Annotated in this window: 15 protein-coding genes; 10 read left to right on the top strand and 5 right to left on the bottom strand. The window is 37.1% G+C overall.

The window, feature by feature from the left end; genetic code table 11:
• Window positions 1-16 precede the first annotated feature (16 nt).
• From DV427_RS03010 to DV427_RS02975, 8 genes are all read left to right on the top strand, one after another.
• A complete protein-coding gene (locus DV427_RS03010) occupies window positions 17-1,591 on the top strand; it encodes a DNA recombination protein RmuC (protein WP_114891249.1) in 1,575 nt (524 codons plus the stop codon).
• 183 nt (window positions 1,592-1,774) lie between these two features.
• The gene (gene rbsD / locus DV427_RS03005; protein ID WP_114891248.1) at window positions 1,775-2,194 is read left to right on the top strand and encodes a D-ribose pyranase; all 420 of its coding nucleotides are present in this window, start codon (window positions 1,775-1,777) and stop codon (window positions 2,192-2,194) included.
• 13 nt (window positions 2,195-2,207) lie between these two features.
• Entirely contained in the window at window positions 2,208-3,689 is a 1,482-nt protein-coding gene (gene rbsA / locus DV427_RS03000; RefSeq protein ID WP_114891247.1) for a ribose ABC transporter ATP-binding protein RbsA, read from the top strand.
• Between the two features lie 15 nt (window positions 3,690-3,704).
• Window positions 3,705-4,673, top strand: coding sequence for a ribose ABC transporter permease (gene rbsC, locus DV427_RS02995; protein WP_032826482.1), 969 nt, complete (start codon window positions 3,705-3,707; stop codon window positions 4,671-4,673).
• Window positions 4,674-4,692: 19 nt separating this feature from the next.
• Complete coding sequence (gene rbsB / locus DV427_RS02990) at window positions 4,693-5,571, top strand: ribose ABC transporter substrate-binding protein RbsB (RefSeq protein ID WP_032803206.1); 879 nt, start codon at window positions 4,693-4,695, stop codon at window positions 5,569-5,571.
• A gap of 136 nt (window positions 5,572-5,707) precedes the next feature.
• Window positions 5,708-6,628 carry a ribokinase gene (gene rbsK / locus DV427_RS02985; RefSeq protein ID WP_114891246.1) on the top strand — a complete coding sequence of 307 codons (921 nt, stop codon included), beginning with the start codon at window positions 5,708-5,710 and terminating at the stop codon, window positions 6,626-6,628.
• Window positions 6,629-6,654: 26 nt separating this feature from the next.
• The gene (locus tag DV427_RS02980; RefSeq protein ID WP_114891245.1) at window positions 6,655-7,659 is read left to right on the top strand and encodes a substrate-binding domain-containing protein; all 1,005 of its coding nucleotides are present in this window, start codon (window positions 6,655-6,657) and stop codon (window positions 7,657-7,659) included.
• 108 nt (window positions 7,660-7,767) lie between these two features.
• On the top strand, window positions 7,768-8,319 hold the full coding sequence (locus DV427_RS02975) for a TIGR00645 family protein (RefSeq protein ID WP_005635695.1): 552 nt from the start codon (window positions 7,768-7,770) through the stop codon (window positions 8,317-8,319).
• A 129-nt stretch (window positions 8,320-8,448) separates the two neighbouring features.
• Here the strand turns inward: DV427_RS02975 and DV427_RS02970 are convergent, their stop codons facing one another.
• The 4 genes from DV427_RS02970 to DV427_RS09585 form a co-directional block, all read right to left on the bottom strand.
• Window positions 8,449-9,873, bottom strand: a complete 1,425-nt coding sequence (locus DV427_RS02970; protein ID WP_114891244.1) for a surface lipoprotein assembly modifier — start codon at window positions 9,871-9,873, stop codon at window positions 8,449-8,451.
• A 122-nt stretch (window positions 9,874-9,995) separates the two neighbouring features.
• The gene (locus DV427_RS02965) at window positions 9,996-10,691 is read right to left on the bottom strand and encodes a hypothetical protein (RefSeq protein ID WP_114891243.1); all 696 of its coding nucleotides are present in this window, start codon (window positions 10,689-10,691) and stop codon (window positions 9,996-9,998) included.
• Window positions 10,684-11,613: a hypothetical protein gene (locus DV427_RS02960; protein ID WP_114891242.1), complete on the bottom strand. Its 930-nt coding sequence runs from the start codon at window positions 11,611-11,613 to the stop codon at window positions 10,684-10,686. Before DV427_RS02960 ends, DV427_RS02965 begins: the two co-directional genes overlap by 8 nt.
• 187 nt (window positions 11,614-11,800) lie before the next feature.
• Entirely contained in the window at window positions 11,801-12,865 is a 1,065-nt protein-coding gene (locus DV427_RS09585) for a factor H binding protein domain-containing protein (protein ID WP_114891241.1), read from the bottom strand.
• A 131-nt stretch (window positions 12,866-12,996) separates the two neighbouring features.
• On the opposite strand from DV427_RS09585, the gene DV427_RS02950 reads away from it, so the two are divergent.
• Window positions 12,997-13,407, top strand: a complete 411-nt coding sequence (locus DV427_RS02950; protein WP_114891240.1) for a helix-turn-helix domain-containing protein — start codon at window positions 12,997-12,999, stop codon at window positions 13,405-13,407.
• A 315-nt stretch (window positions 13,408-13,722) separates the two neighbouring features.
• Here DV427_RS02950 and DV427_RS02945 read toward each other — a convergent pair whose 3' ends face one another.
• Complete coding sequence (locus tag DV427_RS02945; RefSeq protein WP_114891239.1) at window positions 13,723-14,925, bottom strand: aromatic amino acid transporter; 1,203 nt, start codon at window positions 14,923-14,925, stop codon at window positions 13,723-13,725.
• A gap of 174 nt (window positions 14,926-15,099) precedes the next feature.
• Here DV427_RS02945 and DV427_RS02940 point away from each other — a divergent pair, with 174 nt between their 5' ends.
• Window positions 15,100-15,963 (top strand): YicC/YloC family endoribonuclease, encoded by an 864-nt coding sequence (locus DV427_RS02940; RefSeq protein ID WP_114891238.1) that lies wholly within the window; start codon window positions 15,100-15,102, stop codon window positions 15,961-15,963.
• The last annotated feature ends 1 nt before the right edge of the window (window position 15,964 follow it).

Here is a 15,964-nt window from a genome sequence, read left to right as displayed (position 1 = left end):
ATTTTAAGGGGGATATATGTCAGAGAATTTGTGGCTTTTTAGCTTGTTAGCAACCGTTGTTCTATTGATTTTATTGCTTATTCTACGCCAGCAAAAATATACATATCTTCATCAAGAATTATCGAAAACGACTCAAGATTATAATCAACTTGCCAGTAAATTTGATGAACTTACCAGCATCAAAAATCAGCTAGAGCAGCAAACCATCAAAGCTCAAACAGAAAGCCAAGGCTTGTTAGTTCGACTCAATGAGCGTGATGAAAAAATTCACTATCTTACCCAAGAATTAGATGAGGAGCAGGCTCGCCATTCCGCCATCGCGGAGCAAATTACTGCATTAAAAGAACGTTTCGGGATCGCTTCTGCGCAAGCTGAAAGTTTGAATGCCCAGTTGCAACATAGCCAAATCCAACTATCTCGTAAAGAACAGGAACAACAACATTTAACCGAAAAATTGACCGCACTTTCCCAAGAGTTAACAGGATTAAAAACAACGTTAGTAGAAAAAGAAAAACATTTTTCCGAGCAACAACAGAACTTTGAACTATCCAAGCAGCAGTTAAGCGTGGAATTTCAAAATCTATCCAATCGGATTTTGGATGAAAAAAGTCGCTCATTTAGTCAATCAAATCAAACTGCCTTGGAAACGTTGCTCAAGCCTTTCCGTGAGCAAATTGAAGGTTTCCAAAAACGTGTTAATGAAATTCACTCCGAATCCGTAAAGGGTAATGCAGGCTTGGAAGCGGAAATTAAAAAAGTATTAGAAATCGGTCTAAATATGTCGCAAGAGGCGAGTAATTTAACTTCTGCACTGAAAGGCGAAAAGAAAACTTTAGGTAACTGGGGCGAAGTGCAATTAGAACGAACTTTGCAACTGGCTGGACTTGAAGAAAATGTGCATTACCGCGCGCAAGCGCATTTTAAGGACGAGCAAGGTGGACGCAATTATCCTGATTTTGTGTTGAATTTACCTGATGAAAAACACTTAATTATTGACAGCAAAATGTCATTGGTGGCTTACGAAAGTGCGGTGAATTCTGAGGACGATTTTGAACGTGAGCGTTTACTAAAAGAACATATATCCGCATTGAAAAGCCATATTAATGATCTGCATAAAAAAGATTACAGCAATCTTATTGGTATGCGTAGCCCGAATTTTGTTCTTATGTTTATTGCGGTGGAGCCCGCATATATTGAGGCTTTAAAATCTGATCCTGCCTTATTTAATTACGGTTATGAACGTAATGTCATTATGGTCTCTCACACTACGTTAATGCCGATTTTACGCACCGTAGCAAACCTGTGGCGCATCGAACGCGGTAATGCAGAGGCAAAAGAAATCGCTGAAAAAGCAGGCGAAATCTACAACCAAATTTGCTTGGTCGCAGAACGTTTAAGTAAGCTCGGCAATACGCTTTCCACCGTCAGCAACCAATACAACAGCACGGTCACCGCACTTGTGGGACAGCAAGGCTTGGTAGGCAAAGTAGAACGATTTAAAACCCTTTCCGCAAAAGCGAATAAAACGATGCCAGAGGTGGATGTATTGAATAATCAACTGGATTTGGCTAGGTTGGATACGTTGAACTAAGATAATTTCAAATAATTTATTCTCCGATTGAATGTGAATTTGGTCGGAGAATTTTTTATTTTATCTAATCAAAAAATTTTGTGATTAATATCTCAAATTTGAAATTTCTCAGTTGTTTTTCTGTTTTTGTTCTTTATATTTATCTTATCGAAACGTTTCGATAAAGGTGGGGAGAGGAAATATATGAAAAAAACGATGTTATTAAATGCACAACTTTCTCGTTGTATCGCTTCTCTTGGTCACACAGAAAGTTTGACGATTTGTGATGCGGGGCTTCCTATTCCATTAAGTGTGGAACGTATAGATCTGGCCTTAACTGCAGGAGTGCCAAGTTTTTTACAAACTTTAGATACAGTGATCTCTGAGATGTATGTCGAGCGAGTAGTGATTGCTGAAGAAATTAAAGAAAAAAATCCTGAAATTTTTACCGCACTTTTATCTAAACTTAGTCAAATTGAGACTAATCAAGGTAATAAGCTTCAGATAGAGTTTGTATCACATGAAACTTTTAAAAAATATACACACCAAAGCAAAGCGATTGTTCGAAGTGGTGAGTGTTCTCCTTATGCTAATGTAATTTTATATTCTGGTGTGCCATTTTAATTTAGGTGAAATTATGGAAACCTTACTTAAAATTTCTGGCATTGATAAATCTTTCCCTGGTGTGAAGGCTTTAAGTAATGCCGGTTTATCAGTTTATTCTGGTCGAGTTATGGCATTGATGGGTGAAAATGGTGCAGGTAAATCGACTTTGATGAAGGTGCTTACTGGTATTTATTCTAAAGATGCTGGCACTATTGAGTATCTCAGTAAGGAAGTGATCTTTAAAGGCCCAAAAGAATCACAAGAGGCGGGTATTAGTATTATTCACCAAGAGCTGAATTTGGTCGACAATCTCACGATTGCTGAAAACATTTTCCTTGGTCGTGAGTTTAAAACCTCATGGGGGGCAATTAATTGGCAAAAAATGTATACCGAGGCAGATAAACTGTTAGCTCGTTTAGGTGTAACCCATAGTAGTAAAAAATTATGCTCAGAACTTTCTATTGGTGAACAGCAGATGGTTGAGATTGCAAAAGCACTCAGTTTTGAATCTAAAGTAATCATTATGGATGAACCAACGGATGCATTAACCGATACTGAAACAGAGTCTTTATTTAATGTTATTCGTGAACTTAAAACTGAAAATCGTGGCATTGTTTATATTTCCCATCGTTTAAAAGAAATTTTTCAGATTTGCGATGATGTAACGGTTCTGAGAGATGGGCAATTCATTGGTGAGCGTGTAGTAGCTGATATTGTTGAAGACGATTTAATTGAAATGATGGTAGGTCGTCGCTTGGATGAACAATATCCACACTTGGCACGAAAAAAAGGTGAATGTGTGTTGAGTGTGGAGCATCTGAGTGGTAGTGGCATTGATGATGTTTCATTTACGCTTCATGCTGGCGAGATTGTGGGCGTTTCCGGTTTAATGGGCGCAGGAAGAACTGAGCTTGGAAAGTTACTTTACGGCGCATTACCAAAAACAAGCGGTAAAGTGAGGTTAAAAAATCAAGATATTGAGAATCACACTCCTCAAGATGGTTTAGATAATGGCATTGTGTATATATCCGAAGATCGTAAAGGTGATGGTTTAATTTTAGGAATGTCGGTAAAAGAAAATATGTCGCTAACATCTCTCGATCATTTTTCTAACAGAGGCAATATTCGTCATCAAGCAGAAAAAATGGCAGTCGATGATTTTATTTTGATGTTTAATATTAAGACCCCTAGTCGTGATCAACAGGTGGGTTTATTGTCTGGTGGAAATCAACAAAAAGTGGCAATTGCTCGTGGATTAATGACTCGCCCAAATGTGTTGATTTTAGATGAACCTACTCGTGGTGTAGATGTTGGTGCTAAGAAAGAAATTTACCAGCTTATTAACGAGTTTAAGAAGGATGGTTTGAGTATTTTGATGATTTCATCGGATATGCCAGAGGTGCTTGGTATGAGTGATCGAGTGTTGGTAATGCGTGAAGGTAAAATTAGTGCAGAATTTTCTCGTGAACAGGCAACACAAGAAAAGTTATTAGCAGCAGCTATTGGTAAATAAGAGTAGGTAAGTATGATGAAAAATGAAACATCTAATTTTCAAATAGGAAGATTTTTGATTGAACAGCGCTCTTTTATTGCATTGATTATTCTTATCGCAATTGTATCAGTGATTAATCCTGATTTTTTTAGTGTAGATAATATTTTGAATATTTTACGTCAAACTTCAGTTAATGCGATTATTGCAGTTGGGATGACCTTTGTTATCTTAATTGCGGGAATAGATCTTTCTGTTGGATCTGTATTGGCATTGACTGGCGCTATTGCAGCCTCAATGGTAAGTATTGAATTGCCTATTTTTTTAGTAGTTCCTGTTGTTTTATTGATTGGAACACTTCTTGGTGGTGTAAGTGGCGTAATTGTTGCAAAGGGAAAAGTTCAGGCTTTTATTGCTACCTTGGTTACCATGACCTTACTGCGTGGTATAACAATGGTTTATACAGATGGTCGTCCTATTACGACAGGTTTCTCTGATAATGCGGATATATTTGCTGGTATTGGTACTGGATATTCCTTAGGTATTCCGGTACCAATTTGGATTATGAGCGCTGTGTTTGCAGTAGCTTGGTATATTTTGAAACACACACCAATCGGTCGCTATATTTATGCTTTAGGTGGAAATGAGGCGGCGACCCAACTTTCTGGTATTAATGTCAATAAAATCAAAGTATTTGTTTTTGCTGTCAGTGGTTTCCTTTCTGCATTAGCAGGTTTAATTGTTACTTCACGTTTATCCTCGGCACAACCGACAGCTGGTGTATCTTATGAATTGGATGCTATTGCTGCTGTTGTTGTTGGGGGAACGAGTTTGATGGGTGGTAAGGGTCGTGTAATGGGAACCCTCATTGGCGCATTAATCATTGGTTTTTTAAATAATGCATTAAATTTATTAGATATTTCATCTTACTATCAGATGATAGCAAAAGCGTTGGTTATTTTGGTTGCCGTTTTAGCCGATAACTATCTTGGTACGAAAAAACTGTAATTCACTTCAAGGAGAAATTATGAAAAAACTAACCGCTCTTACTTCTGCTGTATTATTAGGTTTGGCTGTTACTGGTTCAGCATCTGCACAAGACACGATCGCTTTGGCCGTGTCGACATTAGATAATCCATTTTTTGTCACATTGAAAGATGGTGCCCAGAAAAAGGCTGATGAATTAGGTTATAAATTAGTCGTGCTTGATTCACAAAATGACCCAGCTAAAGAACTTGCTAATGTTGAAGATTTAACAGTGCGTGGTGCAAAAGTACTATTGATCAATCCAACTGATTCTGAAGCCGTTGGCAATGCAGTGGCGATTGCAAACCGTAATCATATTCCAGTTATTACATTAGATCGTGGTGCAGCTAAAGGAAAAGTAGTAAGCCATATCGCATCTGACAATATAGCAGGCGGAAAAATGGCTGGGGATTTCATCGCACAAAAATTAGGTGATGGAGCTAAGGTTATCCAACTTGAAGGTATTGCTGGTACATCTGCAGCGCGTGAACGAGGTGAAGGTTTTAAACAAGCCATCACTGCACATAAGTTTAATGTATTAGCTAGTCAGCCTGCGGACTTTGATCGTACAAAAGGTTTGAATGTAACGGAAAATTTGCTTGCCTCAAAAGGAGATGTACAGGCTATTTTTGCTCAAAATGATGAGATGGCATTAGGTGCATTACGGGCAATTAAAGCATCTAACAAAAAAGTCCTTGTTGTGGGATTTGATGGTACAGATGATGGTGTTAAAGCGGTGAAAGGTGGAAAAATGGCTGCAACTATTGCACAACAACCTGATCTTATTGGTTCATTGGGTGTTGTTACAGCTGATAAAATCTTAAAAGGCGAAAAAGTGGAATCAAAAATCCCAGTAGATTTAAAAGTAATTAGTGAATAGTTATTGCATCACTTTGTATCTCCCCCTTGCTTATATGCGACAGACTACATTAATGGCAGGGGGGAGTTCCAGTTTCTTCAGATCCATGTCTCTTTCAATTTATAAAGACAAATTTTAATTGTTCAAGGAGTTTAACATGAACAAAAAACTCATCGTTCTTGGCAGTATTAATGCTGATCATGTGATTTCTGTTCCTTATTTTTCTAAGCCTGGCGAAACATTAACTGGTGATAATTACCAGCTTGTCTATGGTGGAAAAGGTGCAAATCAGGCGGTAGCTGCTGCTCGGTTAGGAGCAAATGTAGAGTTTATTGGCTGTGTTGGATCTGATGTCATAGGTGAAACAATGAAAAATGCATTTTTACAAGAGGGGATCGATACGACAAATATTCATTCTATTTCTCAAGAAATGACGGGAATGGCATTTATTCAAGTAGCCCAATCAGGTGAAAATAGCATCGTATTAGCTCGTGGAGCAAACGCACATTTAGATGAAAAATTGGTGCGGCATAGTGAAGCAAAAATTGCTCAATCTAATTATTTATTAATGCAGTTAGAAACGCCTATTTCAGGTGTGGAGCTCGCTGCAAAAATTGCTCAAGAAAATGGTGTGAAAGTCGTACTAAATCCTGCTCCTGCGAGAGATTTATCGGATACCTTATTAAGTATGATTGATATCATTACACCAAATGAAACAGAAGCTGAAATCCTTACTGGTATACGAGTGAGTGATGAACAAAGTGCGGTGGAAGCTGCGCAAGTTTTCCATAAAAAAGGAATTGATTGTGTCATGATTACATTAGGTGAGAAAGGTGTGTTTGTTAGCCAAAATGGTGAAACTCGTATAATTAACGGTTTCCGTGTAAAAGCGGTAGATACAACGGCTGCTGGTGACACGTTTAATGGTGGATTTGTTACAGCCTTGCTAGAAGGTCAATCCTTTGAAAATGCCGTTAGATTTGGCCAGGCCGCCGCCGCTATTAGTGTAACACGTAAAGGCGCTCAACCATCTATTCCTACTCGTCAAGAAACATTAGAATTTCTGGCTCATGTTTAAAGTGCGGTCAATTTTTTAGGTGTTTTATGGCAACAATGAAAGATATTGCTCGATTGGCGCAAGTATCTACGTCTACTGTTTCTCATGTGATTAATGGATCTCGTTTTGTCAGTGACGAAATTCGAGAGAAGGTAATGCGTATAGTTGTTGAACTTAATTATACGCCTTCTTATATAGCTCGTAGCTTAAAGGTAAAAACGACAAAAACGATAGGGTTACTTGTTACTGCGACTAATAATCCTTTTTTCTCTGAAGTTATGGCTGGGGTGGAGCAATATTGTCAGAAAAATCAATATAATCTTATTATTGCTACAACGGGTGGGGATGCCAAGCGTTTACACCAAAATCTACAAACCTTAATACATAAACAAGTAGATGGTGTATTACTGATGTGCGGAGATAGTCGTTTTCAAGCGGATATGGAGCTTACAGTATCTTTGCCCTTAGTTGTGATGGATTGGTGGTTTACCGAGTTAAATGCAGACAAAATTCTAGAGAACTCAGAACGTGGCGGTTATCTTGCAACAAAATCTATGGTTGATGCGGGACACCAGAAAATTGGCATTATTACGGGTAATCTCAGAAAGTCAGTAGCTAAAAATCGTTTGCTGGGATATAAGAAAGCTTTGTCTGAAGCTAATATAGTTTTAAATCCTGATTGGATTGTAGAAAGTCATTTTGATTTTGAAGGAGGGATAGTTGGGGCTCAAAAACTGCTTGCGTTATCCGATAGACCGACGGCTATTTTCTGTTGTAGCGATACTATTGCCATTGGCGCTTATCAGGCAATTCAGAATCAAGGTTTACGTATTCCGCAAGATATTTCTATCATGGGATACGATGATATTGAATTAGCTCGTTATCTTTTCCCTTCTTTATCTACAATCAGTCAACCTAAAGCTGAATTAGGTAAGCTTGCTGTTGAGGCTTTATTGCAACGTATACAAGAACCCAATGAAAATTACCGCACTTTAGTGTTAGAGCCGACCTGTATTTTGAGAGAATCAATTTCTTCCCCTTCAAATGTATAAATAAAATAAGAATAACTCGATTTCTTTATTGCTATTTTCAAAAAAACTGCTATTTTCTTGCGGTTTTTTGTTTATTTAACCCACTATTTAATTTAGGAATAAAATCTAATGGAAGAAAACAAACCTGTTGATCCTTATGCGAAATATAACGAACAATCGAATATTATCGCGAAAATAATTTTTGCTAGTCGCTGGTTGCAAGTGCCGATTTATTTGGGTTTGATTGTAACCCTTGCGATCTACTCTTATAAGTTTATTAAAGGTTTATGGGCATTGGTGATTAATGTCAATGAGATGGATTCCAACACGATTATGTTGGGTGTGTTGAATTTGATTGATGTTGTGATGATCGCAAACTTGCTTGTGATGGTGACTATCGGTGGCTATGAAATTTTCGTATCTAAATTGCGTACGCGTAATCACCCCGATCAGCCTGAATGGATGAGCCATGTAAATGCGACTGTATTAAAGGTTAAACTTTCTATGTCTATTATCGGCATTTCATCTATCCATATGTTGCAAACCTTTGTGAACGCAAGCAATACGCCAGAAAAAACGATGATGTGGCAGTTATTATTGCACTTAGGCTTTTTGGTGTCAGCAATCGCCTTGGCCTATACGGATAAAATTTTGTATAGCACGAGCCATAAAACGCATTAAAAAATTTATCATTTGATAACACCATTCAAAATTCATCTGTTTAATTATAAAAAATCTGCACCTGAATTAGTTATTTAGTCCAACATTTAGGTGCAGATCAATCTGTAAACGGTTATTAGTATTCAGAACTTAAAAATCTTTTTCCACAGAAATAAACCACTCCTCACTTTTTCTTGAATAAAATTCAGGGATATTACTATCAATTTTACGATAACGATAATTCAGCTTCGGTACAAAACCCTGCCATTGCAAGCGGTTATACCATACCGACGCATTTAAGCTATATTCCTTGTCTTGGCGTTTTTGGGTGGGAAAGTAAAAGTTCTCAGCACGAAAATCTCGCTTCACATAACGTAAGCTAATACGGCTGACAAACTCTTTAAGCTCCCACACCGAACCGATATTCACCCCACGGCGAAGAGAAGATTCCGCTTTATCTTTGCTATGATCAACACTGCCTTCCACACCACTAAAAAGCAACCAATTCGACTTGGCTTGATAACTTAACGTAAGTGAAACACCGTTCAGATAACCATTATGACGACGAGCGATAGAAGCATCGGCATAGCGTTTTTGCGTATGCGAAAAAGATCCTGAAATTGCCCAGTAAGCGGTCAATTCTCGACGAAAATCTGCAACTACCCCGTAATTTTTGCTATAACGTGGTGAACCGAGCCAGTTCTGTTCAAAAAATGGGGAAAATCCGACCGCTTGCAATGCCGAACGGTAACGATAGCCAAGCGAAGCATAAAGTGATTTTTCGCTGTAATCTTGGTTATCCCAATAATGCACGCCACTAAAGCGACCATTTGCTGTAATAAAATGATTACCGGCTATGTTCAATTCTCGGTTTACACCCACACCGTAGCGGAAGCCGTGTGCCTTTTGTGGTAAAGATTCCGCATCTTTTTTAAATCTCAATCCTCCCAATATAATATCTTGCTGAGAAGAGGCGTTATTTACGTTATCGGTTTGGGTATATTGTAGCTCCATATCAGGCTGCCAGCTTTGCCGCTCCGCCATTGCTTGCATATAACGTTCGGTAAGCTGCTGCATTTGTGGTGAAAGTTCGGGCTTGGCACGTTCCAACTCTGCTTTCGCCTGGCGATATTGCTTGTTTTCAAATAACATCACACCCAAATCAAAACGCGGATAAGCTAACTCTGGCTTCTCGGCTAAAATCTTCTGATAAAGCGAAATTGCCTGTGGGTATTCTTTTTCTGCCCGCAACATCGCCCCCATTGCGTAACGATAAAGCGTTTCATCATAATTCGCCTGCTGTTGATACAACGGCAGTAGCTGCTTCAACAAATGCCATTGCTGTTTTAATACACCATAGTTAATCAACTTCTCTAGCTTGGTTTTGGTGCTGTCTGCATCAGAAAGGGCAAACGAAGGGGCTGGCGGATTTTCTGTTTTTGGTTGCGTTTTTATTTGTGGTTCAGTCTGTTTGGGCAAAGTATTGTTCTCAAAGAAAACAGGTTGAGGTGCGTGAAAAGTTTCCGCTTGTGTTGCAAACGGTAGGAAAATAAGGAAATTTGCGAGTTTTTTCATAATATCAACAGGAAAATAATTTGCTCAATTATAAATTCCTCTTAAGACATGAACCATACCTTTATAGTTGCTATAACCTACCTTTTTAAGGTAATAAAAAAGCGACCGAAGTCGCTTGTTTTTTAACTTAAAGAAGAGAGTACAGCCATTTTGACAAGGTTCGGCATATATCCTGTTAAAACAGGCTGATTATCTATACCAAGTAGTTTATAAATTTGCCCACCAATACCTGGAACAACTTCTCCCTCTACGGTTCTTTCATCATCCATTGCAAAATAGATATATTCGAATTTTTCCGCAATTTCAGGAGGGAATTCAGAAGATAATCCGCTTTGGGCTTTGTAATACATTACAGGAGAAACAACAAAAATCTTTTTCGCTTGTTTTACCTCATTAAACATAGCTAATAAGTTCGTTCTCACTATACAACTGCCCGAAATCACTGATTTCACAATCACAATAGTATCTGCATCTTCATAACCCGATTGAATATACTGATGCAAAATCGGCGCTACACTTTGTTTGTTTTCTAATCTGTGATGATGATTCCAAAAAACTGCAACTGAAGTTTGTACCTCATTTTCTGCTAATTTATTTAGTACCCCTGTTAATAAATAATCAGCATCTTCTGCGGTAGAAATAGCAAGCAATTTGTGATTTTTGCTTAATTTACTCACAAAAGTTGAGGCTAATAACTCTCCAAGATGTGTCATGTTTCTTTGATAATCTTGAGGGCTGGAATGATTATGTAGCAACCCTTCTAGCTCTGTTTTAACAATACTCTCAAGTGGAGTTGGAATATTAAATTGTCTACTCATTTTTTTCGCCTCCCACTAAGGATTTTGCGGAAAGTTGCTTTAAATAGGTAATTAATGTGAGTAAGTCAGTTATTTGAATTGCATCATTATCATCTAATTTTTCCATTTCTCCAAGTGGAACTTTAATTTCCAATTCACCAAAGGTGACTATAAGAAAATTCCCTTGGCACCGATAAACTATTTTCTGGTTACTTGATAATAACGTTTTTAACCATTCAGGTAATTTTATTTGATAATTCGGATTGATAAATGGATTAGGATACCCTTTACTTTCCGCTTCTTGAAAAATTTCTTTCAAGGTTCTTGGATTATCACTATTTGTTAAAATTCCTGATAATAATTTAGCGGCAAAATCCTGATCTGATAGATCACTTGATTGGGTTAATTTTTCTAGCATTCCTGATAATTTTTCACGCACAAAATCTATAAATCTATCTGAATAATAAGGGAAAAATAAACTAGAACAATATTCACTTAATTCACTAGGAATTTTAGCTAAATTTTCTAACGCCTTCTTTTCATTTGCAACGACTAGATAATTTTGAGAATATTGTACCTCGTGAAAATCAAGGTCAATTGTTATCTGATTTTTAGCTCTTTCTGAATGTTCATCATTCCAATCGGCTGCAGATAGAGAAGAGTTTTTGGCTTGATAGTTATGTTTCGTACCCGTTATAAAATCTTCATAACAAATATCATCAAAAAAATCGAAATTTTGGTGTGTAAAGCGATGTTTAGCCCATTGATTATCTGAACTTGCTACTTCTAATACCTTAAATAACATAAACTGATCTTCATAATGTTGCCCTTTAGATGCATTATTCCCTCCTCGATGAATATTCTCCATTTTTTGTAAATATTCATTACCAAGTTGAGAGGTAATATACCGCTTTTTCTCATCTTCCGTGTAATTTTCTCGCATAACTTAACCATTATTCAAATAAATTGTGAACTATATTAACGTATTACTGAACCAATTTTAACTGATTAGATAATAAAAATGCCGTTTAAATCTACTTTAAACGGCATTTTCTTGTAGGGGTAAATCGCATTTGCTCTAAAACATCGGTGGAATATCAGGGCGAATGTAATTCGCCCCTACAGATCGGTTATTTGGTGATTTCACCGCGAGTGCCGCCGAAGCCGATTGTTGTTGAGTTGAATTGTCCCAAACTAGGTTTTGATGAACCATGACTAAATCCAAAATATACATTTCCATTTATTTCTTCGGCTTGCGGTCCATAGAAATTAACGGTATAGCTACCGTATTGTTCATTTGCAATAGCTGAAGAAGCTACACCACTTGGTATGCCAACTTCTCTAGTTTGGCTTTTTACCTTAATATCAGCTTCAGATAAGGTTATATCACCATAATTTTGAATACCTGTGATTTTTCCTGAGCCTTTTCTTTTCTCAAAATCAACATGATAAATTACATCGCCATTGCTTTCATAATTAAAGGCTTTACCTGTATAAGTAGCTTGTCCTTCTGTTGGTAATCCTGTTTCTTTTGTACGTAATCCGTAACTATAATCATCAATGTCTGTAGAAGTTCCTGCACCAAAAGACTCATCAATGCCTCGACTATAACTATCATACGTATTTTTCACATATAAGCCATATATAATAGAATACTTTTGATTATATACTTTCGCACTTCGATCAGTTTTCGGGCCAGAGTTTTCTATTTGCGGGAATGTTTTATTAACAATTTCATTTTGAGCAAGCTCATTTAAGTCAAATTCACGAATTAAAGAATCGTTTCTTTTTTTGTAATTTATGACAGCAACAAGTTTTTCATCTTTAGATTTATCAAAATTTTTGTCGATAAAATCATAATCAGGATTATGGATATCGTATTGTTTCAGCCATTCAGCAAATTCAGCTTTAGATTGTGTGGTTTTTGTTTCTTCGGATTTACGAGTTTCTTCAGCTTTACGAGTTTCTTCAGCTTTACGAGTTTCTTCAGCTTTACGAGTTTCTTCAGCTTTGCTGGCTTCTTCGGCTTTGCGCGTTCCTTCTGCTTTCTTAGCGTCAGTTACTTGCTGACGAGCTTGCTCATTTTGAGCGGTTGGTTGATTAGTGTTTGGTGTGCTAGAACCGCCACCGCTACTTCCACAGCCTGTTAATACAGCTAAAATTGCTGTTGCAATAGTTACATTTTTTAATTTCATAGAGCCTCAATAAATAAAAGTAGGAGAAAAAATCCAAAACCATTATAATTTGGCAAAAATTATGTACAATAAACCAACAGTTACAGCTAGTTACCTAATTAAGGTAACGGTTTACCTTTAGAGGGCAATGTATGAAAATTAATGAAAAAATCCGCCAGTTACGCGAACAATACCAGTTATCGCAAGAAAATATGGCGGATAAATTAGGGATGTCGGTAACAGGTTATGGGAAAATTGAGCGAGGTGAAGTGCGTTCAAATCTATCTCGTTTAGAACAAATATCTGAAGTATTTGATATGGATATTTGTGAGTTGCTCTCTATGGGGGAAACTGAGAAAGTTTATTTTAATAATACTGTAACTGAATCAAGCAACTCAAATAATTTTTTGTTTGCAATTGGAAATGAAAATTTAGAAAAAACCATTCAACAATTACAATTAATATTAAGCCATAAAGATGAATTATTAGCACAAAAAGATAAAATTATAAATGGGTTAGAAAGAGAAATTGCGTTATTAAGAAAATTAAAAGAAAATCAATAAATTAGGTTTCATAAGGGCAAGCAACAGCTTATAGTACAATTTGATATGTGAGTTGGCTTAATAAGTTTAGATTATAATCTGAAGCCCTCTTTTGAATATTGTATTTTTAATTTGATTTATTCTTCGTTTTAATAGCTAATATAAAGATTCGATAATCTCGTCTATTGATTCAAATTCCTTGTCATAAAAACATTTTTCTTTTCAGCCCAAGATTATAAAAAATCTGTACCTTAATTAGTTAGTTAGTTATTTATTTATTTAGTCTAACTGTTGGAGTACAGATTAATTGAATGATGTTTTTTGATATTTATATTATTAACCCACGACAAATGGCAAGTAACCCGCACGAATCGCAAATGGAATGGATGTAATGATTACGCCTAATACCAATACGATAATTAAAGTCATATTTCCTCCCCATACTTTGTATGGCAAATTGGTGTGAGTTCGACGAGCTTTCCAAACGAGGCTAACTGGCAATACTACGGCATAGAATGCAAACATTTGACCTGCGTAGCCTAGCGCTAAAATAAAACCTTCAGGATAGAAGAGCGCAAAGACGAGTGGTGGAATGAACGTCATTAAGCCAAGTGAGATACGCCCTGCAGAAATATTAAAAGATCGTTTTAATAAATCTTCGATACATTCCAACAATCCAAGCCCTACGCCCAAGAAAGAAGTAACCAGCGCCAAAGTTGAGAATAATTTTACCGCACCTGCGATCATGTTACTGCCAGTGATAGCAAGCGTTGCTTTTACCAAGCCATTTAAGGTGGCATCTTCTTTTAAAATTTGTAAGAAGTCATTTTGTGTGAGCAAGCCGTGAGTCGACATTTGCCATAAAATATAAGCGCAAAGGGTAATTGCTGAACCCGCTAAAATAGAAATACGTAATGCTTTTACGTTGCCACCTAAGTATTTATTTAAACTTGGAATGGAACCGTGGAAACCAAATGCCGTGAAAAATACAGGGCTTGCAGAGATAATTAAAGCATTATCAATTGGCGTCGCCATTAAGTTATCAAATTTGATTTCTGGCAACATTAAGCTTAACACCACGGCAAAGGCTGCAAGCATCACAAAAAATAACACGCGATTAATTTTATCTACGCTATGTGTGCCGATGACAATAAATGAACCAAAAATCACGGTAAATAATAAGATGCTAACTTTATCGCCAAAACTTTCTGGTAATAAATCTTTTAGTAGTGAACCGCCACCGCTGATATAAGCGGCAATTAATGCGTATAAGAAAATAATTAGTACGGCTGTGGCAATAATGCGTCCTGCTTTACCAAAATATTGTTCAGCGAGTGTACCGATACCTGCATCACTTTCTGCAGTTTGATAGAGTTCAACGAATAAAAGTGCGCTAAAAGTTAATAATGCCCAAAGCCCTAATAATAAGACTAAAGTAAAGCCGAATCCGATACCGGCGGAAGTGAGTGGCATAGCCAGCATTCCCGCACCAATCATCGTACCGGCAATGAGAAGTGTGCTGCCTACAGTTTTGTTCATGTTTGCTTCCTTATGTTGTAATTTAAAATTTACACTGATATTATTTTAATATTTACAAACTGTAAATAACAGAATACAAAATATCTTTATTATTTACCGCACTTTTCTTTTCCCTTTCTGTGTTCATCTCGTTACAATACTTAGCGAATCAACTAAGACAACATAGGAGAGCTTATGATTTACAGTATGACCGCCTTTGCACGCCTTGAAGTGAAAAAAGATTGGGGCGATGCGGTATGGGAAATTCGTTCCGTTAACCAACGTTATTTAGAAAACTTTTTCCGTTTACCCGAGCAATTTCGCGGATTAGAAAACACGTTGCGTGAGAAACTTCGTCAAAATCTCACTCGCGGTAAAATTGAATGCTCTTTGCGCATTGAAACAAAAAAACGAACAAATGCAGAATTGAATTTAAATAAAGAGCTTGCGAATCAAGTGATTCAATCTTTGCAATGGATTAAAACTCAAGCTGGAGAAGGTGAAATTAATTTGACGGACGTGTTGCGTTACCCTGGTGTGGTGGAAGCGCAAGAGCAAGACTTAGATACGATTAGTCAAGATTTGTTGACAGCCTTTGATGATTTACTGACAGATTTTATTGCAATGCGTGGTCGTGAAGGTGAAAAACTGAACGATATTATTCAACAACGCTTGGATGCTATTGTCGTGGAAGCGGATAAAGTGCGGTCACAAATGCCGGCAGTTTTACAATGGCAACGTGAGCGCTTATTGCAGCGTTTTGAAGATGCTCAAGTTAATCTTGATCCTCAACGTGTGGAACAAGAAATGATTTTATTGGCTCAACGCGTTGATGTGGCGGAAGAGCTCGATCGTTTACAAATGCACGTGAAAGAAACCACGAATATTTTGAAAAAAGGCGGTGCGGTTGGTCGTAAATTAGATTTTATGATGCAAGAATTGAATCGTGAATCCAATACCCTTGCGTCCAAATCCATTAATGCGGATATCACGGCTTCTGCAGTTGAGCTGAAAGTGCTTATCGAACAAATGCGTGAGCAAATTCAGAATTTAGAATAGG

Origin of the sequence: Haemophilus haemolyticus, from assembly GCF_003351405.1 — a bacterium.
GTDB classification, from domain to species: domain Bacteria; phylum Pseudomonadota; class Gammaproteobacteria; order Enterobacterales; family Pasteurellaceae; genus Haemophilus; species Haemophilus haemolyticus_N.
The sequence above is the reverse complement of the archived record's forward strand: the minus strand, read 5'-3'. Positions and strand labels throughout refer to the sequence as shown.